The sequence below is a fragment of the uncultured Paracoccus sp. genome, from assembly GCF_937873615.1.
Classification (GTDB): Bacteria; Pseudomonadota; Alphaproteobacteria; order Rhodobacterales; family Rhodobacteraceae; genus Paracoccus.
Genome location: NZ_CALMYP010000012.1, coordinates 55,115 through 78,331, shown reverse-complemented (window position 1 = coordinate 78,331; position 23,217 = coordinate 55,115). Strand labels below are relative to the sequence as shown.

The 23,217-nt window shown below is 66.9% G+C and carries 18 protein-coding genes, 1 other RNA gene and 1 pseudogene; 12 read left to right on the top strand and 8 right to left on the bottom strand.

Translation table 11 applies throughout. From position 1 onward, the window contains the following. The first annotated feature begins 2 nt into the window (after window positions 1-2). From lpxA to lpxB, 3 genes are read left to right on the top strand one after another with little or no spacing between them, the layout of a single operon-like run. A complete protein-coding gene (lpxA, locus tag Q0330_RS03230) occupies window positions 3-785 on the top strand; it encodes an acyl-ACP--UDP-N-acetylglucosamine O-acyltransferase (protein WP_299474435.1) in 783 nt (260 codons plus the stop codon). After that, window positions 782-1,576 carry a UDP-2,3-diacylglucosamine diphosphatase LpxI gene (gene lpxI / locus Q0330_RS03225; RefSeq protein WP_299474356.1) on the top strand — a complete coding sequence of 265 codons (795 nt, stop codon included), beginning with the start codon at window positions 782-784 and terminating at the stop codon, window positions 1,574-1,576. The genes lpxA and lpxI overlap by 4 nt, the downstream gene beginning before the upstream one ends. A gap of 46 nt (window positions 1,577-1,622) precedes the next feature. Continuing rightward, on the top strand, window positions 1,623-2,786 hold the full coding sequence (gene lpxB / locus Q0330_RS03220; protein ID WP_299474353.1) for a lipid-A-disaccharide synthase: 1,164 nt from the start codon (window positions 1,623-1,625) through the stop codon (window positions 2,784-2,786). On the opposite strand, the gene mnmA is transcribed toward lpxB, so the two are convergent. Further along, a complete protein-coding gene (mnmA, locus tag Q0330_RS03215) occupies window positions 2,771-3,907 on the bottom strand; it encodes a tRNA 2-thiouridine(34) synthase MnmA (RefSeq protein WP_299474432.1) in 1,137 nt (378 codons plus the stop codon). The two genes, lpxB and mnmA, sit on opposite strands and share 16 nt — an antisense overlap. 153 nt (window positions 3,908-4,060) lie before the next feature. Here mnmA and Q0330_RS03210 point away from each other — a divergent pair, with 153 nt between their 5' ends. The 6 genes from Q0330_RS03210 (at window position 4,061) to Q0330_RS03185 (ending at window position 11,152) form a co-directional block, all read left to right on the top strand. Then, the gene (locus Q0330_RS03210) at window positions 4,061-4,345 is read left to right on the top strand and encodes a DUF1153 domain-containing protein (RefSeq protein WP_299474350.1); all 285 of its coding nucleotides are present in this window, start codon (window positions 4,061-4,063) and stop codon (window positions 4,343-4,345) included. Window positions 4,346-4,432: 87 nt separating this feature from the next. Continuing rightward, window positions 4,433-5,143, top strand: a complete 711-nt coding sequence (ctrA, locus tag Q0330_RS03205; protein ID WP_299474347.1) for a response regulator transcription factor CtrA — start codon at window positions 4,433-4,435, stop codon at window positions 5,141-5,143. A 297-nt stretch (window positions 5,144-5,440) separates the two neighbouring features. Continuing rightward, the gene (gene ligA, locus Q0330_RS03200; RefSeq protein WP_299474429.1) at window positions 5,441-7,630 is read left to right on the top strand and encodes an NAD-dependent DNA ligase LigA; all 2,190 of its coding nucleotides are present in this window, start codon (window positions 5,441-5,443) and stop codon (window positions 7,628-7,630) included. Then, a complete protein-coding gene (recG, locus tag Q0330_RS03195) occupies window positions 7,609-9,723 on the top strand; it encodes an ATP-dependent DNA helicase RecG (protein ID WP_299474344.1) in 2,115 nt (704 codons plus the stop codon). The genes ligA and recG overlap by 22 nt, the downstream gene beginning before the upstream one ends. 84 nt (window positions 9,724-9,807) lie before the next feature. Further along, the gene (locus Q0330_RS03190; protein WP_299474341.1) at window positions 9,808-9,933 is read left to right on the top strand and encodes a hypothetical protein; all 126 of its coding nucleotides are present in this window, start codon (window positions 9,808-9,810) and stop codon (window positions 9,931-9,933) included. A gap of 148 nt (window positions 9,934-10,081) precedes the next feature. Then, window positions 10,082-11,152, top strand: a complete 1,071-nt coding sequence (locus tag Q0330_RS03185) for a patatin-like phospholipase family protein (protein WP_299474338.1) — start codon at window positions 10,082-10,084, stop codon at window positions 11,150-11,152. Window positions 11,153-11,179: 27 nt separating this feature from the next. Here Q0330_RS03185 and Q0330_RS03180 read toward each other — a convergent pair whose 3' ends face one another. From Q0330_RS03180 to fucP, 3 genes are all read right to left on the bottom strand, one after another. Then, complete coding sequence (locus Q0330_RS03180) at window positions 11,180-12,103, bottom strand: pseudouridine-5'-phosphate glycosidase (RefSeq protein WP_299474335.1); 924 nt, start codon at window positions 12,101-12,103, stop codon at window positions 11,180-11,182. After that, window positions 12,100-12,993, bottom strand: coding sequence for a PfkB family carbohydrate kinase (locus Q0330_RS03175; RefSeq protein WP_299474332.1), 894 nt, complete (start codon window positions 12,991-12,993; stop codon window positions 12,100-12,102). Before Q0330_RS03175 ends, Q0330_RS03180 begins: the two co-directional genes overlap by 4 nt. 383 nt (window positions 12,994-13,376) lie before the next feature. Continuing rightward, window positions 13,377-14,678, bottom strand: coding sequence for an L-fucose:H+ symporter permease (gene fucP, locus Q0330_RS03170; RefSeq protein ID WP_299474329.1), 1,302 nt, complete (start codon window positions 14,676-14,678; stop codon window positions 13,377-13,379). Window positions 14,679-14,838: 160 nt separating this feature from the next. Here fucP and rnpB point away from each other — a divergent pair. Both rnpB and rpmG read left to right on the top strand, forming a co-directional pair. Then, window positions 14,839-15,205, top strand: an RNA gene (gene rnpB / locus Q0330_RS03165) — RNase P RNA component class A. 194 nt (window positions 15,206-15,399) lie between these two features. Then, complete coding sequence (gene rpmG / locus Q0330_RS03160; protein WP_011750518.1) at window positions 15,400-15,567, top strand: 50S ribosomal protein L33; 168 nt, start codon at window positions 15,400-15,402, stop codon at window positions 15,565-15,567. Window positions 15,568-15,633: 66 nt separating this feature from the next. On the opposite strand, the gene lnt is transcribed toward rpmG, so the two are convergent. Both lnt and Q0330_RS03150 read right to left on the bottom strand, forming a co-directional pair. Continuing rightward, complete coding sequence (gene lnt, locus Q0330_RS03155) at window positions 15,634-17,151, bottom strand: apolipoprotein N-acyltransferase (protein WP_299474325.1); 1,518 nt, start codon at window positions 17,149-17,151, stop codon at window positions 15,634-15,636. Between the two features lie 586 nt (window positions 17,152-17,737). Then, a pseudogene (locus Q0330_RS03150) lies at window positions 17,738-19,186 on the bottom strand (DEAD/DEAH box helicase); the annotation flags it as partial. A 210-nt stretch (window positions 19,187-19,396) separates the two neighbouring features. Between Q0330_RS03150 and Q0330_RS03145 the strand changes: the two are divergent. Beyond that, on the top strand, window positions 19,397-21,331 hold the full coding sequence (locus Q0330_RS03145; RefSeq protein WP_299474322.1) for a sodium:proton antiporter: 1,935 nt from the start codon (window positions 19,397-19,399) through the stop codon (window positions 21,329-21,331). A gap of 27 nt (window positions 21,332-21,358) precedes the next feature. On the opposite strand, the gene Q0330_RS03140 is transcribed toward Q0330_RS03145, so the two are convergent. Together Q0330_RS03140 and Q0330_RS03135 are read right to left on the bottom strand one after the other, a co-directional pair. After that, window positions 21,359-22,252: a lysophospholipid acyltransferase family protein gene (locus Q0330_RS03140; protein WP_299474319.1), complete on the bottom strand. Its 894-nt coding sequence runs from the start codon at window positions 22,250-22,252 to the stop codon at window positions 21,359-21,361. Further along, window positions 22,245-23,156 (bottom strand): DMT family transporter, encoded by a 912-nt coding sequence (locus Q0330_RS03135; protein ID WP_299474316.1) that lies wholly within the window; start codon window positions 23,154-23,156, stop codon window positions 22,245-22,247. Before Q0330_RS03135 ends, Q0330_RS03140 begins: the two co-directional genes overlap by 8 nt. Window positions 23,157-23,217: the final 61 nt, after the last annotated feature.

Genomic DNA, 23,217 nt, shown 5'->3' with positions numbered 1-23,217 from the left:
GGATGGCTGAAACGCTGATCCATCCATCGGCGATCGTCGAGCCGGGGGCCGAGATCGGGCAGGGCGCGCGCATCGGCCCCTTCTGCCTGATCGGCTCAGGGGTCCGGCTTGGCGACGGGGTCGAGCTGAAGTCCCATGTCGTGATCGCCGGCGATACCTCGGTCGGGGCCGGGACGGTGATCTATCCCTTCGCCTCCATTGGTCACGACCCGCAGGATCTGAAATTCCGCGGCGAGGATAACCGGCTGGAGATCGGCGCGCGCAACCGCATCCGCGAATATGTCACCATGCAGCCCGGCACCGAGGGCGGCGGCGGCGTGACCAGCATCGGCGATGACGGGCTGTTCATGGCCAATTGCCATGTCGCCCATGATTGCCGGATCGGGAACCATGTCGTGCTGGTGAACTCTGTCGCCGTGGCCGGGCATTGCGTGGTCGAGGACGAGGTGATCGTCGGCGGTCTGTCCGGCATCCATCAATTCGTGCGCCTCGGGCGCGGGGCGATGATCGGGGCCTTGTCCATGGTCACCGCCGATGTGGTGCCGCACGGGCTGGTGCAGGGGCCCCGCGCCCATCTGGACGGGCTGAACCTGGTCGGGCTGAAGCGCCGGGGCGCCAGCCGGGCCGAGATCGCCGAATTGCGCGCCACGCTGTCGCGCCTGCATGACGGCTCGTTCCGCGCCCGCGCGCGAGAGATGGCCGGGGCCGAGAACGGCGCCATGGTCCAGGAGATGCTGGATTTCATCCTCGGCCCCTCGGATCGCAGTTTCCTGAAACCGCTATGAGCAGAACCGCCATCATCGCCGGGCAGGGGATGCTTGCCCCGGCCATCGCCGCGCGGCTGGACAGCCCGGTCGTGGCGGCGCTGGAAGGTTTCGCCCCGCCGATCCCGCATGAGACCTTCCGGCTGGAACGGCTGGTGCCCTTCTTCGACCGACTGGCCGAACAGGGCGTGGACCGGGTCACCTTCGCCGGGGCGGTGCGCCGTCCGCGCCTCGACCCCGAGGCCTTCGATCCGCGCACCGCAAGCCTGGTGCCGCGCATCCTGACGGCGATGCAATCGGGCGACGATGCCGCCCTGCGAGAGGTCATCGCGCTGTTCGAGGAGGCCGGCTTCACCGTCGCCGGCACCGCCGAGATCTGCCCCGATCTGGTGCCGGGCGAAGGGCTTCTGGTCGGCGAACCGACCGCCGCCGATATTGCCGATACCGACCGCGCGGCAGCCATTGTCGAAGGGCTCGGGGGCCTCGATCTGGGGCAGGGCGCCGTGGTGGCGCAGGGGCTCTGCATCGCCGTCGAGACCCTGCCGGGCACCGGCGCCATGCTGGATTTCGTGGCCGATCACCGCGACATGCGCCCGCGCCCGAACGGACCGCGCGGGGTGTTCTGGAAGGCGCCGAAGCCGGGGCAGGATCGCCGCATCGACCTGCCGACCATCGGTCCCGACACTGTCGATCAGGCCGCGCGGGCCGGGCTTGCCGGCATTGCCTGGCAGGCCGGCGGGGTGATCCTGCTGGAGCGCGAGGACGCCGTGGAACGGGCCCGCGCCGCAGGCGTTTTCCTTTGGGCGCGCTGATCCTTCCGGGATCGCGCGCAGCCATTCACGACGGGGGAGTTACGCGATGAACGTCTTCCTGATCGCCGGTGAAGCCTCTGGTGACAAGCTGGGCGGGGCGCTGATGGCCGGGCTCAAGGCGCTGCGGCCCGGGATCGGTTTTTCTGGGATCGGCGGGCCGGAGATGGCGGCGCAGGGGCTCGACAGCCGATTCGCCATGGACGAATTGTCGGTCATGGGCATTACCGAGGTGCTGCCGAAATACCGCCAGCTGAAACGCCGCATCGTCGAGACCGCGCAGGCCGTGGCCGAGGGCCGGCCCGATGCGCTGATCACCATCGACAGCCCGGATTTCTGCCTGCGCGTGGCCAGGGCGGCGAAGGATCTTGGCTATGATGGCCCGGTCATCCATTATGTCGCCCCTTCGGTCTGGGCCTGGCGGCCGGGCCGGGCGGCGAAAATGGCGCGGGTCGTCGATCATGTGCTGGCGCTGCTGCCCTTCGAGCCGCCCTATATGGAGGCCGCCGGGATGAGCTGCGATTTCGTCGGCCATCCGGTCGTGGCCGAGGACCGCGCCAGCCGCGCCGAGTCCGAAGCCTTCCGCGAGGCGCATGGCATCGCGCCCGATGCGCCGGTGGTGCTGTGCCTGCCCGGATCGCGCCGGGGCGAGGTCACGCGCCTCGGGCCGCGCTTCGACGAGGCGCTGATCCGCCTGCGCGACCGCATCCCCGAATTGCGCGTGGTCATCCCGACCGTGCCCGGCGTCTCGCGCATGGTGCGCGACATGACCCGCCGCTGGCCGACCGCGCCCATCGTGGTCGAGGACCCCGCCGACAAGCTCGCCGGTTTCATGGCCGCCAATCTGGCACTGGCGGCCTCGGGCACGGTCAGTCTGGAACTTGCCGCCAATGACGTGCCGATGGTCATTGCCTATGACATGGCGCCGATGTCGCGCTGGCTGATCGGTATGCTGCTGAAGACGGATACGGTGACGCTGGTGAATCTGGTCAGCGAGACTCGCGCCATTCCCGAATTCCTTGGCCGCGACTGCCGCGACGACCTGATCGCGGAAGCCCTGTTCGAGTTGCTGGAAAGCCCCGAGAAGCGTGCCGCCCAGTCCGAGGCCATGGCGCTGACCATGCAGCGTCTGGGCGCGGGCGGCCCGCCGCCCGGGCTGCGGGCGGCGCAATCGGTGCTGGATTTTCTGGATCGCCGTCAGCGGCGGGCCTGAATCCAGCCGCCGCCCAGCACCCGCGTGCCCCCGGTTTCATAAAAGACGCAGGCCTGACCGGGGCTGACGCCCTCTTCGGGGTCCAGCAGCTCGATTTCGGCGCTGCGTGGCCCGGTCGGGCGCAGGATCGCGCCGCGCGGCGGCCGGGTCGAGCGGATGCGGACCGAGATTTCCCGTTCCGCACCTTCGAATGGCCCGTCGCCGAGCCAGTTCACCTCGCCCACCGGGACGATTCGCGTCGACAGCGCCTCGCGCGGGCCGACGATGACGCGCCGGGTCTCGGGGTCGAGCTTCACCACATAAAGCGGATCGCCGAGGCCGCCGATGGCCAGCCCGCGCCGCTGGCCGATGGTGTAATGGATGACGCCGCGATGATTGCCCAGCACATTGCCCTCCATATCCACGATCTCGCCCGGATCGGCGGCGCCGGGGCGCAGCTTTTCGATCACCGCGGCATAATTGCCGTTCGGCACGAAGCAGATATCCTGGCTGTCCGGCTTGTCGGCGACCGACAACCCGTATTTCGCCGCCATCGCCCGGGTTTCGGCCTTGCTGGGCAGATGACCGAGCGGGAAGCGCAGGAAATCCAGCTGCTCCTGCGTGGTCGAGAACAGGAAATAGCTCTGATCGCGGTTCGGATCGGCGGCCATGTGCAACTCGGCCCCCGCCGGGCCATCCTTGCGCTGGATGTAATGGCCGGTCGCCATGCAATCGGCATCGAGATCGCGGGCGGTCTCCAGCAGGTCGCGGAACTTCACCCGCTCATTGCAGCGGATGCAGGGCACCGGGGTCGCGCCGGCCAGATAGGCATCGGCGAATTCGTCGATCACGGATTCGCGGAACTTGTTTTCATAATCAAGGACGTAATGCGGAAATCCGATACGCTCGGCGACGCGGCGGGCGTCGTGAATATCCTGACCCGCGCAGCAGGCCCCCTTTTTCGCCAGTGCCGCGCCATGATCGTAAAGTTGCAGGGTGACGCCCACGACATCGTATCCCTGCTCGGCCAGATAGGCCGCCACGACCGAACTGTCGACACCGCCCGACATGGCCACGACGACGCGCGTCTGTGCCGGAGGTTTCGCAAAACCCAGTGAATTCAGGCCCGTATCTGGCCGGATTGCGGTAGTGACGGTCACGGAATGTCCTTTCGGCGGCGTCGGGTTCGCCAGCTTTTGCTGAAAATTATAGGAATTTTCGGGCTGGTCTCAAGGGGCGGCTTCATTCGAGGTTAAATTCTCTGTGGCAGGAATGCAGCAGAAAGGAGGCGCCTCATGTATCTGCGAAAATCCTACGGTCCCCGCGCCGTGACGCTGCCCGATGGAAACGTGCTCTCCCTCGCCGACCTGCCGCCGGTGAACACACGTTGGGTTGCCAGCCGAAAGGCCATTGTCGTCAATGCCGTGCGCTTCGGGTTGTTGGAGCGGGGCGAGGCCATCGCTCGCTATGGTTTGTCGGACGAGGAGTTCGATCACTGGTTGGCCACGGTCGAGAATCATGGATACCGCGCGCTGCGCATCACAGCCATTCAACAAATTAAACAACCTATGATTGAATAAAATGTGATTAGAGTGTTTGCTAACGTGGTATTAACTATTTGATATCATTCTTGCCATCGTGAACTTCGATTTATGGGGGACCTGTCCATGCGTATACTTCTGGTTGAAGACGACCCAACCACTGCCCGCGGCATCGAAATGATGCTGACCCATGCCAGCTACAATGTCTTCGTGACCGATATGGGCGAGGAAGGGATCGATCTGGCCCGGCTCTACGACTATGATCTGATCCTGCTCGATCTCGACCTGCCGGACATGCACGGGATGGAGGTTCTGCGCCAGATCCGGCTGTCGCGGATCGACACGCCGATCCTGATCCTGACCGGCTCGGACGACACCGAAAGCAAGCTGAGGGGATTCGGTTTCGGGGCAGATGACTATATGACCAAACCTTTCCACCGAGAGGAGTTGGTGGCCCGGATCGCGGCGATCATCCGCCGCTCCAAGGGACACAGCCAAGCGGTGATCTGTACGGGCGATCTGGTCGTCAATCTCGACGCGCGCTCGGTCGAGGTGAATGGCAAGACGGTGCCGCTGACGGGCAAGGAATACCAGATCCTCGAACTGCTCAGCCTGCGCAAGGGCACGACCCTGACCAAGGAGATGTTCCTGAATCATCTCTATGGTGGCATGGATGAGCCGGAATTGAAGATCATCGACGTCTTCATCTGCAAGCTGCGCAAGAAGCTGTCCGAAGCCCTGGGTGGCGAAAACCATATCGAGACGGTCTGGGGGCGCGGCTATGTCCTGCGCGACCCGCAACATGCCGCGCCCGAAAAACTGGCGGTTGGGGCCTGACAATCGGTTTGACCGCGCTGCCGGTGACGCCGTCCGGCTGAACCCCCTCTACGCGGGGCGGTGGCGGGGCCGGGCGGCGGTTTCGTTCGGCATCTGGTCTCGACGCATTTCCCGGTCTATCACCGTTCAGGCGGGGGCGACCGCTCAGGGCGCCCCGGCAAAGGCAGACGGGGGCAAGGGATGGCGGAACCGGAACACGGCGAGGGGCAGGCGAAGGCGGCGGATGCCGTTTCGGTGGCGCCCGAAAATGGCACGACCGATCCCGCCCTGCTCAGCGAGGATGAGGCCGCGTCGCGCATGGCGGCGCTTGTCGATCTTCTGGAGCGGGCCAATCTCGACTATCACCAGAAGGACGCGCCGACGATCTCGGACGCGGAATACGACCGCGCCAAGCGCGAGTTGCAGGCGCTGGAAGAGGCGTTTCCGCAACTCGCCCGCGCCGACAGCCCCACGGGGCAGGTCGGCGCCGCACCGTCCGAGGCCTTTGGCAAGATCACCCATGCGCAGCGGATGATGTCGCTCGCCAATGCCTTCGCGGCAGAGGAGATCGACGAATTCACCGCCCGCATCCGCAGCTTTCTGGGCCTCGCGCCGGGGGCGGAACTGGATTTCACCGCCGAACCGAAGATCGACGGGCTGTCGCTGTCGTTGCGTTACGAAGCCGGCCAACTGACGCAGGCGGCGACGCGCGGCGATGGCGCGGTGGGCGAGAATGTCACCGCCAACGCCCTGACCATTCCTGACATTCCGCATCAACTACGCGGCAATCCGCCCGAGATCCTGGAAGTCCGGGGCGAGGTCTATATGTCCCATGCCGATTTCGCGGCGCTGAATGCGGGCGAGGGCGCGCGGGTTTTCGCCAATCCGCGCAATGCCGCCGCCGGTTCGCTGCGCCAGCTCGATCCCGAAATCACCCGCGCCCGCCCGCTGAAGTTCTTCGCCTATGCCTGGGGCGAAGTCAGCGCGCCTTTGGCGGCGACGCAGATGGGTGCGGTCGAAAAGCTGGCCGGGTTCGGCTTTCAGACCAACCCGCTGACCGCGCTTTGCCGTGACAGCGCCGAAATGGTCGCCCATTGGCAGGCGATCGAGGCGCAACGCTCCAGCCTCGGCTATGATATCGACGGGGTGGTATACAAGGTCAACGACCTTGCGCTGCAGGCGCGGCTGGGTTTCCGCTCGACCACGCCGCGTTGGGCGATTGCGCATAAATTCCCGGCCGAGACCGCCTGGACGCGGCTGCGCGATATCGAGATTCAGGTCGGCCGCACCGGGGCGCTGTCGCCGGTGGCGCGGCTCGATCCGGTGACGGTCGGCGGTGTCACCGTGTCCAATGCGACGCTGCATAACGAGGATTACATCGCCGGCATCAACTCGACCGGGGAACGTATACGCGACACCGATATCCGCATCGGCGATTGGGTGAAGGTCTATCGCGCCGGCGATGTGATCCCGAAAGTCTCGGAGGTGGACGAGGCGAAGCGCCCTGCGGAAGCGGTGCCTTACCGTTTCCCCGATAGCTGCCCGGAATGCGGTTCCGCCGCCATCCGAGAGCCGGGCGATGCCGTGCGCCGCTGCACCGGCGGCCTGATCTGCCCCGCGCAGGCAATCGAAAAGCTGAAACATTTCGTCAGCCGGGGCGCATTCGACATCGAGGGGCTCGGTGCCCGGCAGATCGAGGCCTTCTATCGCGACGAGACCCTGCCGATTCGCGCCCCGGCGGATATCTTCACCCTGCGCGCCCGCGATGCGGCGGCGCTCGGCAAGCTGAAGAACCGCGACGGCTGGGGCGAGACCTCGGCCAGCAACCTGTTCGACGCCATCGACGCAAGGCGCGAGATTGCGCTGAACCGGCTGATCTATGCGCTTGGCATCCGCCATGTCGGCGAGGGCGCGGCCTCTGACCTTGCCCGGCATTTCGTGAGTTGGAACAGCCTCGTGACCACGCTCGATGCCGCGATTCCTGCGGCCGAGCGGCATCTGGAGGCCGACGAGGCGATCCTTCAGGAACGCGCCGCCGCCGCCGAGGAAGGCCGCCGCGCCCGCATTTCCGCCACCCGCGACGCGGTGCTGGCGCAGGCACCGGACCTGCCCGAGGCGGCGCGGCAGGCCTATGACGAGTTGATCTCGATCGACGGGATCGGCGCGGTGGTGGCGCAATCGCTCTGTGCGACATTCGCGCAGGCGAAGGAGCGGGCCTCGATCGACGCGCTTGTTGCACAACTGACCGTCGAGGATGCGAAGATTGCCGCGACCGCCGGCAGCCCGGTCGCGGGCAAGACCGTGGTCTTCACCGGCACGCTGGAAAAGATGACCCGGGCCGAGGCCAAGGCAAGGGCCGAGGCGCTTGGGGCCAAGGTCGCCGGATCGGTTTCGGCCAAGACCGACCTGCTGGTCGCCGGGCCGGGGGCCGGGTCGAAGGCCACGAAAGCGGCGGAACTGGGGGTCGAGGTCATCGACGAGGACGCATGGCTGACGCTGATCGGATAGCGCCGAAGGGTCGCCCGCCGGTCCTGTTCCCGCTTTTCGCCGGGGCCGAGACCCTGCCCGGCATCGGCCCGAAAGCGTCCGAGGCGCTGGAAGGCATGGGCATCACCCGCCCGCGCGACCTGATCTTCACCCTGCCATCGGGCGGGATCGCGCGCCGCAACGTCGCCCGCATTTCCGACCTGCGCCCGCCCGAGATCGCCACCATCGCCGTCACCGTGACCCGCCACGCAGCACCCACGGCGCGGGGTCGACCTTACCGCGTCATCTGCTCGGACGGGGCTGGCGATCTGGTTCTGGTCTTCTTCCATGCCCGCCGCGACTGGCTGGAAAAGGAATTGCCCATCGGTCAGAAGCGCGTGGTTTCCGGCAAGGTGGAACTGTTCGACGGCATCGCCCAGATGGTCCATCCCGATCACATGCTGCCCGAGGGCGAGGCGCTGCCGGCCGATTACGAGCCCATCTATCCGCTGACCGCCGGGCTGACCCAGCGGCAGATGGGCAAGGCCGCCGAGGCGGCGCTGACCCGCGCCCCGGAACTGCCGGAATGGATCGACCCGGCCCTGCTCGCGCGCGAGGGCTGGCCCGGCTGGCAGCAGGCGCTGTCGCAGGCCCATGCGCCGAAATCCCCTTCCGATCTCGCGCCGACGGCCAAGGTGCGGGCCCGGCTGGCCTATGACGAACTTTTCGCCCATCAGATCACCCTGGCACTGGCGCGCCGCCAGCACCGGCGCGGCAAGGGCCGGCCCACGCGCGGCGACGGGCATCTGCGGAAGCGGGTGCTTGGCAGCCTGCCCTGGCCGCCGACCGGGGCGCAGACAAGGGCGGTCGCGGAAATCGAGGCCGATATGGGCTCGGACGGGCGCATGAACCGGCTCCTGCAGGGCGATGTGGGCGCCGGCAAGACTCTGGTCGCCATGCTGTCCCTGCTGATCGCGGTCGAGGGCGGCGGGCAGGGCGTGATGATGGCCCCGACCGAAATCCTTGCCCGCCAGCATCTCAGGGCGCTGATGCCGCTGGCCGAGGCGGCGGGCATCCGCATCGAGGCGCTGACCGGGCGCGACAAGGGCGATGCGCGGGCCAATATCCTGACCGATCTGGCGGAAGGGCGGATCGACATCCTTGTCGGCACCCATGCGGTGTTTCAGGACGAGGTGCGTTTCCATGACCTGCGGCTGGCGGTGATCGACGAACAGCACCGTTTCGGCGTCGCGCAGCGGCTGAAACTGGCCGCCAAGGGCGAGGTTGCACCGCCCGATGTGCTGGTGATGACGGCGACGCCGATCCCGCGTTCGCTGGCGCTGTCGCAATATGGCGATCTCGATCTGTCGGTGCTGGACGAGAAGCCGCCGGGCCGCAAGCCGATTGCCACGATCATGCTGGACGACCGCCGGCTGGATGAGATCGTGGACCGCATCGGCAAGGCCGTGGCGGGTGGCGCGCGGGCCTATTGGGTCTGTCCGCTGGTCGAGGAGTCGGAGCTGTCCGACCTGACCGCCGCCGAGGCGCGGTTTTCGGCGCTTCGGGCGCGGTTCGGGGATGCGGTGCGCATGGTCCACGGCCAGATGCCGCCCGAGGAGCGCGATGCCGCCATGGCGGATTTTGTCGCCGGGCGGGCACAGATCCTGGTCGCGACCACGGTGATCGAGGTCGGCGTCGATGTGCCCGAGGCCTCGATCATGGTGATCGAACGGGCGGAAAGCTTCGGTCTGGCGCAGTTGCACCAGCTGCGCGGTCGCGTCGGGCGCGGGCGGGCGGCGTCAAGCTGTGTGCTGATGTATCACACGCCGCTGTCGGAAGGCGGTGCGCGGCGGCTTGAGACCCTGCGCGAAAGCGAGGACGGGTTCCGCATTGCCGAGGTCGATCTGGAGATGCGCGGGGCGGGCGATCTGATCGGCACCGCGCAATCGGGCCTGCCGCGCTTCCGCATCGCCGATCTGGAACGTCAGGCCGGGCTGATGCAGATCGCCCAGTCCGATGCCCGCGCTTTCCTGGAACGTGACCCCAAGATGGTCTCGGACCGGGGGCGGGCGGTGCGGGTGCTGCTCTGGCTGATGGAACAGGATCTCGCGATCCGGCTGATTCACACAGGTTAAAATGTTCTTAAAAAGTTCTTGCGCGACTCGGCGAGATATGAGAACAAAAGGGCAACTCGATGGGAGATTGCCATGACTGAAGCGATGAAATCCGTACTGAGCGCCGAGAACGCCTCGATCCGCGAATTGGTGGCGGATGCCCTTGGCGTCGTCGTGATCTGTGTCAGCACTGTCGCCATCCTCTGGATCCCTGCAATTCTGTCTGCCTGACCTGTTCCGTCTCGGTCGTCCCCGGCCCCGGTTCAGTGCCTTGCGGGTGGTCTGGCTTAGCGCCGGCCACCCGCTTTTTTATGCGGCGTTGCGGCATGGGGGCGGAATGGCCTAGGTTCCCGGCAAGGAAACCGGCAGGACGCGAAACATGGAACAGCGCAGGATCAATCTGGCCTTGCAGGGCGGCGGGGCGCATGGGGCCTTTACCTGGGGCGTGCTCGACCGGCTTCTGGACGAGACCTGGCTGGATTTCGCGGCGATCAGCGGCACCTCGGCGGGGGCGATGAACGGGGCCGCGCTGCAGGCCGGGCTGGCCGCCGCCAAGGGCCGCAGCGGTCGGCGCGCGGCGCGCGAGAACATGGCCCATATCTGGTCCGAGATCGGGCAGGTCAGCGATTCCCGCGTCGTGCGCTGGCTGCATTCCTTCTTCCCCACCCCGCGCAGCATGGAGCGGGTGACCGAGGTCTTTTCCCCCTTCGCCTGGTTCGAGAACCTGACCCGGCTGTTCAGCCCCTACGATTACGGGCCGTTCTATGCGAATCCGCTGCGCATCGTTCTGAAAACGCTGCCCTATCCGAAACTTGGGCAGGAAAGCCCGACGAAGATCTTCGTCAATGCCACCAATGTGCGCACCGGCCTGCCGCGCGTCTTCAGCGGGGCCGAGGTCACGGTCGATGCGGTCCTGGCCTCGGCCTGCCTGCCGACGATCTATCGCGCGGTCGAGATCCATGACCCGGCGACCGGCCAGGTCGAGGAATATTGGGATGGCGGCTATTCCGGGAACCCCTCGCTCTGGCCGCTTTACGAGCCGGATCTGCCGCGCGACATCGTCATCGTGAACATCAACCCGATGCGCCGCGAGGCGGTGCCGCATACGCCGGCGGAAATCGCCGACCGGGTCAACGAGATCAGCTTCAACGCAGCGCTTCTGTCGGAACTGAGGGCAATCAACTTCGTCAAGCGCCTTCATGCCGAGGGCCGGTTGCAGGGTGGCCGGGTGATGAAGAACGTGCTGGTCCACATGATCATGGACGACGCGCTGATGAACGACCTGAATGCGCGCAGCAAGGTCATGCCCGATCCCGGAATGCTGACCCGCATGTTCGAGGCCGGGCAGGCGGCAGCGCATGATTTCATCGAGAACCATGCCGACGATATCGGCCGGCGCGATTCGACGGATCTGTCCTCGATCTTCCTGCCGCCGGCCCCGGGCGGATAGACCAGCCCGGTCAAGCCCGCAGTCGGTCTATCCCTTCAGCGCCGCCAACTCGGTGGCGATGCCGGCGCCGAGGCGGGCATTGTTCATCACCAGCTCGATATTCGCGGCCAGGGATCGGCCCTCGGTCAGCTCGAAAATCCGCTGCAGCAGATAGGGCGTGACCGCCTTGGCGGCGATGCGGTGGCGGGCGGCATCTGCCAGCGCCTGATCGACGATGGGGGCGATGGTGGCGCGCGGGATTTCGGCCCCGGCGGGGATCGGATTGGCGATCAACTGGCCGCCGGGGACGTTCAGCGCCCGGCGGGTGGCGGCGGCGCGGGCGATCTCGGCTGCGCTGTCCATGCGCAGGGGCGCGCGCAGGCCCGATTCGCGCGACCAGAAGGCCGGCAACTGGTCCTGCCCATAGGCGATGACCGGCACGCCGAGCGTTTCCAGCACCTCCAGCGTCTTCGGCAGGTCGAGAATGGCCTTGGCGCCGGCACAGATCACGGTGACCGGGGTCTGCGACAGTTCCTGCAGATCGGCCGAGATGTCGAAGCTGATCTCGGCCCCGCGATGGACGCCGCCGATGCCGCCGGTCGCGAAAACCTCGATCCCGGCCAGCCGGGCGCAGATCATGGTCGCGGCGACGGTGGTCGCCCCGGTGCGACCGCTGGCCACGCAGGCGGCCAGATCGGCGCGCGAGAGCTTCATCACCTGCGCCTGCGGCGTCTTCGCCAGTCGCTCCATCGCCGCATCGTCGAGCCCGATGCGGATGCGGCCCTCGATCACCGCGATGGTGGCCGGGGTGGCACCGCCCTTGCGGATCTCCTCTTCGACCCGGCGGGCCATTTCGAGGTTCTGCGGAAACGGCATGCCATGGGTGATGATCGTCGATTCCAGAGCGACGACGGGGGCGCCATCGGCAAGCGCCGCGGCGACTTCGGGGGTCATGTCAAAGAAATCGGTCATGGAACGTCCTTTCCGGAAACATGCATTGCGGCGGCCTCGGCGGCAAGGCCGAGCGCCTCGGCCCGTAGCCGGCCCTCGCGCTCGGCTGCCAGATGCGCGGCCAGGAAACAGTCGCCGGCACCGGTCACGCGGGCGATGGCGACCGGCGGCGGATGGGCGACAAGGACGCCATGTCCCGCCAGCCCGTCAGCGACCGCCGCGCCGCCATCGGTCACGATGACCCGGCTCATGCCGCGCGCCAGCATCGCCTCGGCCCCGGCGGGGGCATCGGGCAGGGCATGACCGCAGAGCACCTCGGCCTCAAGGCGGTTGAGATAGAAGCAGCCATGGGCGGCCCCGATCAGCGGTGCCAGCCGCTCGGCCTTGCCGGGGCTGGCCGGCACGATGCGCAGATCGGCCTGAGAGAGGCCCGGCTCAGCGGCGATGCGCGAAAGCTGTTCGGTGGTCAGATTGCCGTCGATCACGGCCACGCCGCGCCAGAGTTGTGCCGCCGAGGCCAGCCGGCCATCGCGGATCGGGGCCAGCACCATGTCGCCCGCATCCTCCAGCGAATGCGCGTCGGCAATGGCGGCGATCAGCCCGTTCACATCCTCGATCGCCATATAGACATCGGTCGGCCCACCGTCGCGGCAGAGAAAGTCGGTGATCACGCCGCGCGCGGCCACCGCGCCGATCAGCGCCTCGCCCTCGGCATCGCGCCCGACCGCCGAGAGGATCGCCGGGGACATGCCCCAGCGGGCGATTGCCAGCGCCACGTTCAGCGCCACGCCACCCGGAATATGGGCGACGCGGCCGGGCAGGTCGGCGCCCGGCGCCATGGCACGCGGGCTGCGGCCGATCACGTCCCACAGCATGGCACCGATGCAAAGAAGATCCGCTGTCCTGTTCATCCGCCTTCCCTCAAGGGAATTGTCCTGCCCGGTTGTGACCATTGCAAGCCCCAGCCGTTGCGCTGTTGCAGGCCACCTCTGGCATCGGCGGATGGAAAGAACAAGGCCGGGCATCAGCCCGGCCTTTATGCCTCGTTACTCATCCTGTTGCGCCTCAGTTCAGCGCGTCGATCTGATGCGGCAACCAGACCTGCCACCAGCGGCGGGTCTTGGTCTGCTTGCGGACCAGATCGGAATACTGGCCGCCATAGATTGCGAAATAGCCAAGCATTGCGGTTTCCCTTCCTTTTGCTTCTGCAGAAAGGATATGGCCAGCAATCGCTGTGCTACAACCGCCATCTGGTCAAAGCTGCATTGCAGATGCTGCAATGCGGCATGATCTGTCAGGCGGGCTGTTCGGCACCCGCGCCGCCATGGCGCGCCTTGCTGCGCAGGTCGAACATCCCGTAGGCGGCGACCACCAGGAAGCACAGCCCCGGCACGAGATAGGAAAACGCCGCCCCCTTCGCATCCATCACCGCGCCATGCACCAAGGGCATCAGCGCCCCGCCGAGGATCGCCATGACCAGACCGGCGGCACCGAATTTGGTATCGTCGCCCAGCCCGTGCAGGGCGATGCCGTAGATGGTCGGGAACATCAGCGACAGGCAGGCCGAGATCGACACCACTGCCCAGACCCCGGCGATATTGGGGCTGCTCATCGCAAAGAGGCACAGCGCCGTGCCGCAAAGCGCCATCAGCATCAGCAGCATGGCCGGGCGCAGATAGCCCATCAGCCAGACCATGACGAAGCGCGAGATCAGGAAGACGATCAGGCTGGCCTGCAGATACCAGCCGGCCTCGGCCTCATTGCCGCCGATGGCCTCCATCACATATTGGATGGTGAAGGTCCAGGTGCAGGTCTGCCCGGCCACGTTGAAGAATTGTGCAATGACGCCAAAGCGATAGTGACGGTTCTTCAACAGCCGGCGCAGGGTGGCGCCGAAATGGACCTCATGGCCTTCGGCGCTCAATTCGCGCTTGGTCGGCATCGGGATGACGGCGATGGCGATCCAGATCAGCACCAGCACGCAGGCAAAGCCGACATAGGGGACCATGACCGCGCCCAGTTCCTCGACCTGGATTGCCTGCAGCGCCTCGGGTGCCATGGCGGCGCGCTCGGCCTCGCTGGCCGGGTTCAGGCGCGGCAGGATCAGGCTTGCCGCCAGAAAGACGCCGATATTGGTGCCGACCGGGTTGAAGGCCTGGGCGAAGTTCAGCCGCCGCGTGGCGTTATGTTCCGGCCCCATGGCGATGACGAAAGGATTGGCCGAGGTCTCAAGGATCGACAGCCCGCCCGCCAGCGTGAACAGCGCCATCAGGAAGAAGCCGAAGGTCATCGCCTGTGAGGCGGGGTAGAACAGGAAGGCCCCGACAATGGCGCAACCCAGCCCGACCAGCACCCCGGTCTTGTAGGAGAACCGCCGGTTGATGAAGGCCGCCGGCAGCGCCAGGCAGAAATAGGCGCCGTAATAGGAAAACTGCACGAAGGACGCCTGCAGCGTCGACATCGAGAAGATCTTGGAAAACACCTTGACCAGCGGATCGGTCATGTTCGCGGCGATGCCCCAGGCCGCGAAACAGGTCACCAGCAGGATGAAAGGCAGTCGCATCCCGTCATAGAGATATTTGGTTTTCTCGGTCATAATCCTCTCCCCCTCCAAATATGTTCCATTTGTCGGCCCGGTTTTCCCTAGGGTAAAGTGCAAATCGGCATTTTCTGGATATGCGTGTGTCGGGCGCGGGGTCCCGCCGATGCCGGCGGCTTCTTGACCGGGGCGGCAAAACCCCGCATATCGCGCTCACGCGGATGGCCGGATGACCGCGGCGAAAGTCGAGGAAAGTCCGGACTCCATGAGGCAACGGTGCCGGGTAACGCCCGGCGGGGGCAACCCCAGGGAAAGCGCAACAGAGAAGAGACCGCCTGCGCTTGCGCGGGCAAGGGTGAAACGGTGGGGTAAGAGCCCACCGGGGGGCTGGTAACAGACCCCGCATGGCAAGCCCCACCGGGAGCAATGCCGAATAGGGACCTCGTGCCGGCAACGGCAGCGCCGCCTTGCGCCAGAAGGTCCGGGTTGGCAGCTTGACGCCCGCAGCAATGCGGTGCGCAGAGGAATGGTCATCCAGAGGGGCAACCCTTGGACAGAATCCGGCTTACAGGCCATCCGCGTGTTCTATTCGTCCCCATGATGCCGGGCACGGGCGCGGCGCGAGAAGGACAGTCGTGTCATCCGCTTCAGCGCAGAGGGCGAAAGGCAGTTCCGGGCACTGTTTTCCGGTTGACAACGCAGGCTGCGACGGTAAAAGGCGGCTTCTACGAATTTTCGCGGTGGCCTTTGGGCGCCGCCGCAGCAGGAGTTAAGACCAATGGCGAAGCCGACGACGATCAAGATCCGTCTGAACTCGACGGCCGGGACCGGGCATTTCTATGTCACCAAGAAAAACGCCCGCACCATGACCGAAAAGATGACGGTCAACAAATACGACCCGGTTGTGCGCAAGCATGTCGAATACAAGGAAGGCAAGATCAAGTAAGATCTGCCAACCGACGGAGTTGAATGAACCGCGCCAAGGCGCGGTTTTTTCATGCGCAGATGGCGGTCAGCGCCGGCGGCGGCGCAGGCTTGCCAGCAGCAGGGCAAGGGCTGCCAGCACCGTGGGCCAGCGGCCAAGCCGCATCCACCACGTCCGGGGCAGGGGCGCGGGCAGGGCGGCGTCGATATGGCCCACCACGCCAAGCGGCAATTCGGCGGTCACGCGCCCCAAAGGGTCGATGGCGGCGGTGATCCCGGTATTCGCGGCCCGCATCATTGGCAGACCCGATTCGATGGCGCGCAGCCGCGCCTGCGCCAGATGCTGATAAGGTCCAGAAACGGTGCCGAACCAGGCGTCATTGGTCGCCTGCAGCAGCCATTCGGCACCCTCGACGGCGCGCAGATGCTGCGGGAAGATCGCCTCATAGCAGATCAGCGGCTGGAAGGGCGGCAGGCCTGCGGGCGTCATCAGGTGCGGGCCGGGACCGGCGGAATAGCCGTTGCCAAGCTGTGCCGCGAAGGCGCGGATGCCGATCCGGGCCATGGCATCGCCCCAGGGGATATATTCGCCGAAGGGGACGAGGTGGAACTTGTCATAGACCTGCGCCACCGCGCCGCCGGGCCGGACCTCGATCAGCGAGTTATAGAAACGCGGCCCGTCGCTGCGCTGGATGCCCATCAGCACCGTGGCATTGGCGGCTTCGCTGAGGATCGGCAGGGCGTCGCCGGCCACCTCCAGCGGGAAGCTTACGGCGGTTTCGGGCCAGATCACCGCATCGGGGGCGGGGCCTTCGGGCGGGGCTGCGCTTTCCTGCAACAGCCGCTGCCAGAAGACCTGCGCCCATTCCGGGTCCCATTTCAGCGCCTGCTCGGCATTGGGCTGCACGAGGCGCAGGGTGATGTCGCGCAACTGGACCGGCGTATCGAGCCGCGACAGCCCCCCGGCCCAGAACGTGGCCACGAGCAGGGCCGACAGCGCGGCCCCCGGCCATGCCCCGCGCGGCTGCAATGCGGGGCCCGACCAGAAGGCCAGCGGCAGGGCGGCGGCGCTGACGGTCAGGGCCGAAAGGCCGGTCGCGCCGATGAAGGCTGCGGCCTGTGCGGCGGGCGTGTCGATCCAGATATGGCCAAGCTGCGCCCAGGGAAAGCCGGTAAAGATCCAGCCGCGCAGCCAGTCTGACAGGACCAGACCGGCGCCGAAGGCCATGGCCCGCCTCGGGCCGGGGTCGGCAAGGCGCCCGGCGAGCCAGCCCGGCATGGCCCAGAAAATACCGCCGCCAAGCGCCATGAGGAGAAGCGCGAAAGGGGCCATCCAGCCATAGATCTCGGGCTCGACCAGAAAGGGCTCGACGATCCAGCTGAGCGCGAGGGCGAAATAGCCGGTTCCCGCCGCCAATGCGCGCCAGGTCGCGCCGCGCCGACCCGTTGCATGGGCGACCCGCCAGACGACGATAGCCAGCGCCAGCAGGCTGAGCGGCCAGAGCCCCCAGGGCACCTGACCGAGGGCTACGCCCGCGCCAAGCAGCAGGTCGAGCACGCCGCCCCGCCAGCCCCGCCCCCAGCTTCGGGGTGCGTCTGCCGTCATGCGGGGCATCGGCGGATCAACCTTCCGTGGGTTCCGACGATTCGGTGCCGGTTGCCGATGCGGCGTCCACAGGCGCGGCCTCGCCAGCCTCGGTGGCTTTCGCGGCGGTCTTGCGCGGGGCGCGGCGGCGGGTGGGTTTTTTCGGCTCTTCCGCCGGGGCTGCTTCGGCTTCGACCGGCGCGGCCTCGGCCGGCGCGGCTTCCGCCTCGGTGGCTTTCGCGGCGGTCTTGCGCGGGGCGCGACGGCGGGCAGGCTTCTTCGGTTCCTCTGCCGGGGCTGCCTCGGCCTCGACCGGCGCGGCCTCAGCCGGCGCGGCTTCCGCCTCGGTGGCCTTCGCGGCGGTCTTGCGCGGGGCGCGACGACGCGCAGGCTTCTTCGGCTCTTCGACGGCTTCCGGCGCTGCCTCGGTGGTGGCATCGGCCCCGGTGGCGGCTTCGGCGGCCTTGGCTTCTTCTTCGCGCCTGGCCTCGGCCTGTTTCTTCTCCTCTGCGCGGCGTTCCTCGGCCCGTTTCTGCTCAACCTCGCGGGCGGCAGCGGCAGCGTCGTTCTGCTGCATGGTGGCTTCGGTTGCGGCGAGCGCGTCGGCGAAGCTCTGGGTCATGAAGTCCGGCACATGTTCGCCCATGCCCTGCACCTGACGGCCACCGTCGCGGCGGTCGTTGCGGCGATCCCCGCGCGCGCTGTCGCGACGCTCGTCGCGGGGTTCAGGCCGGCGGTCGTCGCGCGATGTGCTGCGGACTTCTTCCTTGGGGGCCTCTTGGCGCGCTGCCGGCGCCTCGTCGCGGCGGTCGTCCTTGCGGTCGTCCCGGCGCGAGCGCGAACGCGACCGGCTGCTGCCGCGACCGCTGTCGCGCGGCGCGCTGCGGGCATTGTCAGAGAGCGAGAAGCCTTCGGGCGCCTCGGCGCGGGGCAGGGATTGCTTCACCAGATTCTCGATGCCCGACAGGTATTTTTCATCCGCCGGTGTGGCGATGGAATAGGCCGTGCCCTGACGCCCGGCGCGGCCGGTGCGGCCGATGCGGTGGACGTAATCCTCGGCATGAGAGGGCAGGTCGAAGTTGAACACATGGCTGACCGCCGGAATATCGAGCCCGCGTGCCGCCACGTCGGAGGCCACGAGGAAACGCAGCGAGCCGTCGCGGAACGCGTCCAGCGTGCGCATCCGCTGCGACTGGTCCAGATCGCCATGGATCGGGGCGGCGTCGAAGCCATGCGCCTTCAGCGACTTGGCGACGATATCGACCTCGGTCTTGCGGTTGCAGAAGATGATCGCGTTCTTCAGATCCTCGCCCTCGGCCTCGATCAGCGCGCGCAGCAATTCGCGCTTCTGCTTGGCGGTCTGGTCCTTCCGCGTCGGCGTGATCTCGACCAGCTTCTGGGTGATGGTTTCCGAGGTGGTGGCCTGACGCGCGACCTCGATACGTTCGGGCGTGTGCAGGAAGGTATTGGTGATGCGCTCGATCTCGGGGGCCATGGTAGCCGAGAAGAACAGCGTCTGCCGGGTGAAGGGGGTCAGCTGGAAGATACGCTCGATATCCGGGATGAAACCCATGTCGAGCATCCGGTCGGCCTCATCGACCACCATCACCTCGACCCCGGTCAGCAGCAGCTTGCCGCGTTCGAAATGGTCCAGCAGCCGGCCCGGCGTGGCGATCAGCACATCGACGCCGCGGTCGATCAGCTTGTCCTGCTCGCCGAAGGAAACCCCGCCGATCAGCAGCGCCTTGGTCAGGCGGGTATGCTTGGCATAGATGTCGAAGTTTTCCGCCACCTGCGCCGCCAGTTCCCGCGTCGGGCAAAGGACCAGCGAGCGCGGCATCCGCGCCCGGGCCCGGCCACGCGACAGCCGCGTGATCATCGGCAGGGTGAAGCTGGCGGTCTTGCCGGTCCCGGTCTGGGCGATGCCCAGCACGTCGCGGCCTTCCAGCGCCGGCGGGATCGCGCCCGCCTGGATCGGGGTCGGGCTGTCATAGCCAGCTTCGGCCACGGCCTTGAGAACTTTCGGATCGAGCTTCAGGTCAGAAAATCTGGTCATATGCGTCCATTCGCTGCGCCTCGGGCGCAGATGAAAAAATGGGACGCCATTGCACGCCCCTCGTTCGTCCGCCGGATGCGAACGCGAATTGCCCTAGCTTAATCGCGGTTACTCGTCAATCTTGTCAAAAAATTGCCGCATTTCGTTGCGGCAGATGAGGAACAGAATCAGGCCGGCATCTGTTGGCGTGGATTGAACGAGGGAACAGGCATGGCAGTAACCCCCGAAAGCGGGCTGAGCCCGGTTGAGGCATTTGCGCTTGTGGGCGTCGTCGGTGTCGGCGCGCAATGGCTGGCCTGGCGGTTCCGGCTGCCGGGCATCGTCATGATGCTGCTGGCCGGGCTGATCCTGGGGCCGCTGACCGGGATCTTCGTGCCCTCGCGCGATATCGGCCCGCTGGTGGCGCCGATGATCTCGCTGGCCGTGGCGGTGATCCTGTTCGAGGGCGGGCTGACGCTGAACTTCCGCCAGCTTGAGGATGCGGGCCCCGGTGTGCGGCGGCTGGTGGTGCTGGGCGCGCCGCTTGGCTGGTTGCTGTCTTCGGCGGCGCTTTATGGGATCGCCGGGCTCAGCTGGCAAAGCTCGGTCGTCTTCGGCGGGGTCATGATCGTGACCGGCCCGACCGTGATCGCGCCGCTGCTGCGCGCCGCCAAGCTGCACAACCGCCCGGCCCAGCTTCTGCAATGGGAGGCCATCGTCAACGATGCGGTCGGCGCGCTTGTCGCCGTGGGCGCGCTTGTCGTGGTCATGGTCGTCCAGCAGCAATTGACGGCGACCCATGCGATCTGGGTTGTCGGCAAGGGCATCGTCTTCGCCGCCCTTCTGGGTTACGGTGCCGCGCTGATGGTGGTCGCGGCCTTCCGCCGCGCGCTGGTGCCGGAATACATGAAGGTGCCGATGCTTTTCGTGCTGGTGCTGGCGGTCTTTGCGCTGTCCGATTCCGTGCTGCATGAATCGGGCTTGCTGGCAGTGACGGTGATGGGGCTGGTCATCGCCAATGCGGACCTGCCGTCTTACACCGAGATCTACCGCTTCAAGGAGCAGGCGACGACGCTGCTGCTGTCCGGCGTCTTCATCCTGCTGGCCGCGAATGTGCGGCTGGAATCGCTGGAGCATCTGAACTGGCGCGCGCTGCTGTTCATCCTCTCGGTGGTGCTGCTGGTGCGGCCGCTGACGGTGCTGATCTCGCTTCTGGGCACCGCGATCCCGATGAACGAGCGGCTGATGGTGGCCTTCACCGGGCCGCGCGGGGTGGTGCTGCTGGCGGTCTCGGGCCTGTTCGCGCAGCGACTGGTGGCCGAAGGGGTGCCGGATGGCGCGGTGCTGCAACCCCTGGCCTTCGTGCTGGTGCTGGTGACGGTGGTGCTGCACGGCTTCACGCTGAAGCCGCTGGCGGCGCGGCTTGGCCTGACCTCGGCCGGCACGCCGGGGATGATCATCGTCGGCGGCTCGACCTTCTCGACCGGGCTGGCGCAGGCGCTTGGCAATGCCGGGGTAAATGTGCTGGTCACCGATCCGAACCGGGGGCAGCTGCGTTCGGCGCGCGCCGCCGGGGTGGCGACCTATTACGGCGACATCCTGTCGGAAACCGCCGATAACGGGGTCGAGTTCATGGCCTTTTCCAGTATCTTCGCGGCCTCGGACAACGATGCCTATAACACCCTGGTGGCGACCGACCTGGCGCCGGAATTCGGTCGCGACGCGATCTGGCAGATCGCCCGCGTCAAGGAGGAACAGGCCCGCCACGCCTTGCCCAGCCAGTTGGGCGGGCGCGGCGTCAATGGCGGGCGCACGCTGGCGCAATATCTGGACCTCTTGGGCAATGGCTGGATCTTCCGCACCACCCGCCTGACCGAGGAATATACGCTGGATGACTGGCATTCCGCCCGCGAGGGGGCGATTCCGCTGGCCGTGGTCCATGACGGCAAGGCCCGTTTCGTCGGTCGCGACGAGGAACTGAGCGGCCGGACGGGGATGCGCATCGTCTCGCTGATGCCGCCGGAACTGGCCGACCGCATCCGGCGCGAGGCTGAGGAGGCCGGCAAACAACGCGAACAGGCCCGGGCCGAGGCAAAGGCGGTCAGGAAGGGCGAGGGCGAAGGGTCGCAGCCCGATGCGGATCCGCTGCCGGACGGGGCGGCCTGATTATTCTCGACCGCGCCGCCAAGGCGGTCAGCGGTCGCGCTTCTTCCAGCGGCGGTGGACCCAGAACCACTGCCCCGGACGGGCGCGGATCTGACGTTCCAGATCGGCATTCAGCGCCTGCATCATCTCCTCGGGGGTGGTGTGGGCGATGGGCTGGCCGACCTCGACCGAGAAGCTCAGCCCATCGGGCTGGCGGATGCCGTTGATCGGCACCAGAAGCGCGTCATAGCGCAGGGTCAGCTCCGCCGGGGTCAGCACCGTGCGCGAGGGCAGGCCGAAGAAATCCAGCTTGGTGCCGTCATGGACGAACTGGTCGAAGCCAAGCGCCAGCATCCCGCCGCCGCGCAGGAATTTCAGCATGGCGGCGAAGCCGGATCTGCCGCGCGGGAAGATCGGCTCGGCGATGGCGCGCATGGCGGGGATGTAATGGGCGTTGAAGGCCGGGTTGTTCATCGGCCGATAGAGCGCGCCGACCGGCCAGCCGCGCGCAGAAAGTGCCGCGCGCATGGCGTCGTAATTGCCGAAATGCGCGCAGGCGAGGATGACGGGCCGGTCGCTGGCGGCGGCTTCCTCCAGTGCGGCAAGGCCGGGGCCGGTCAGCCTGTCGGTGTCGCGGATGCGGGCGGTGAATTCCTCGCCCGAATAGATCTCGGCCATGGAGCGCCCGGCATTGTCCAGCACCTCGCGGGCAATGCGGGCGCGCTCAGACGGCGACAGTTCGGGCATGGCGAGCGTCAGATTCTCGCGCGCCCGGCGCGACCAGCCGGCGATGGGTCCGAGAAGGCGCGAGAAGAACCAGCCCACAACCGGGATACGGCGGCGATAGGGCAGAAGCCGGGCCACCGCCATGACGCCCAGAAAGGCGGCATTGGCCAGCTTGTCGGTCCAGACCATCTCGTCTTCTGTCTTGGCCTTAGCCATGCGCGGCGCGCTCCTTCCGGGCCACTCGGGTCTCGCGATACCAGATATAAAGGCCTGCCGCCACGATGATGCAGGCACCCAGAACCGTCCAGCGATCCGGTAGCACGCCCCAGAACATCCAGCCCCACAGCGCGGCCCAGAGCAGCCCGGTATAGCCGAAGGGGGCGATCACCCCGGCCTCGGCCAGCGAGAAGGCATGGATCAGCAGCGCCTGCGACAGGGCGCCGAAAATGCCGATCAGGGCGAATGCCCAGAGGTGTTCGACCGCGATCGGCTGCCAGAAGAACGGCACCACAAGGCTGCTGGCGATCAATCCGACCAGCACCGTCCAGACCAGAGAGGTGGCCAGCGAATCCGTGCGCACCACGCGGGTCAGAAGCGCGCCGGCGGCATAGGTGAAGGCGCCGATCAGCGGCAGGATGGCGGCGGGGTCGAACACGCCCATGCCGGGCCGGATGATGATCATCGCCCCGATCATCGCCACGACGATGCCGGCGATGCGACGCCAGCCCACCGGCTCGCCCAGAAACAGCGCCGCGCCAAGGGTGATCAGCACCGGGTTCATGTCCATGATCGCGGTCGCTTCGGCAATGCCGATATGCTGGATCGCGGTGAAGAACAGCGAGACCGAGGCCAGTTGGCACAGCGCCCGGCCAAGCTGCGCCATCGGCTGACGCGCGCGCAGGCTGGGCAGAAACCTGCCCCGGTAATACAGCGCAAGCACCACGAAATTGCCCATATAGCGCGCCCAGACCACCTGTGCGGGGGCATAGAACTCGCCCAGATATTTCGCCGTCGCATCCATCATCGTGAAGATGAAGACCGACAGCAGCAGGAAGGCGATGCCGCGCGCCTGCTGGTTGCCATGCGCCATGGCGCGACCGTCGCGGGCGCGTCCGAACAATCCGAAGGATTTGGGCAAAGGCCTCATCGGCAGGCCGGGGCCGCAGCAAAATCAATGTGCT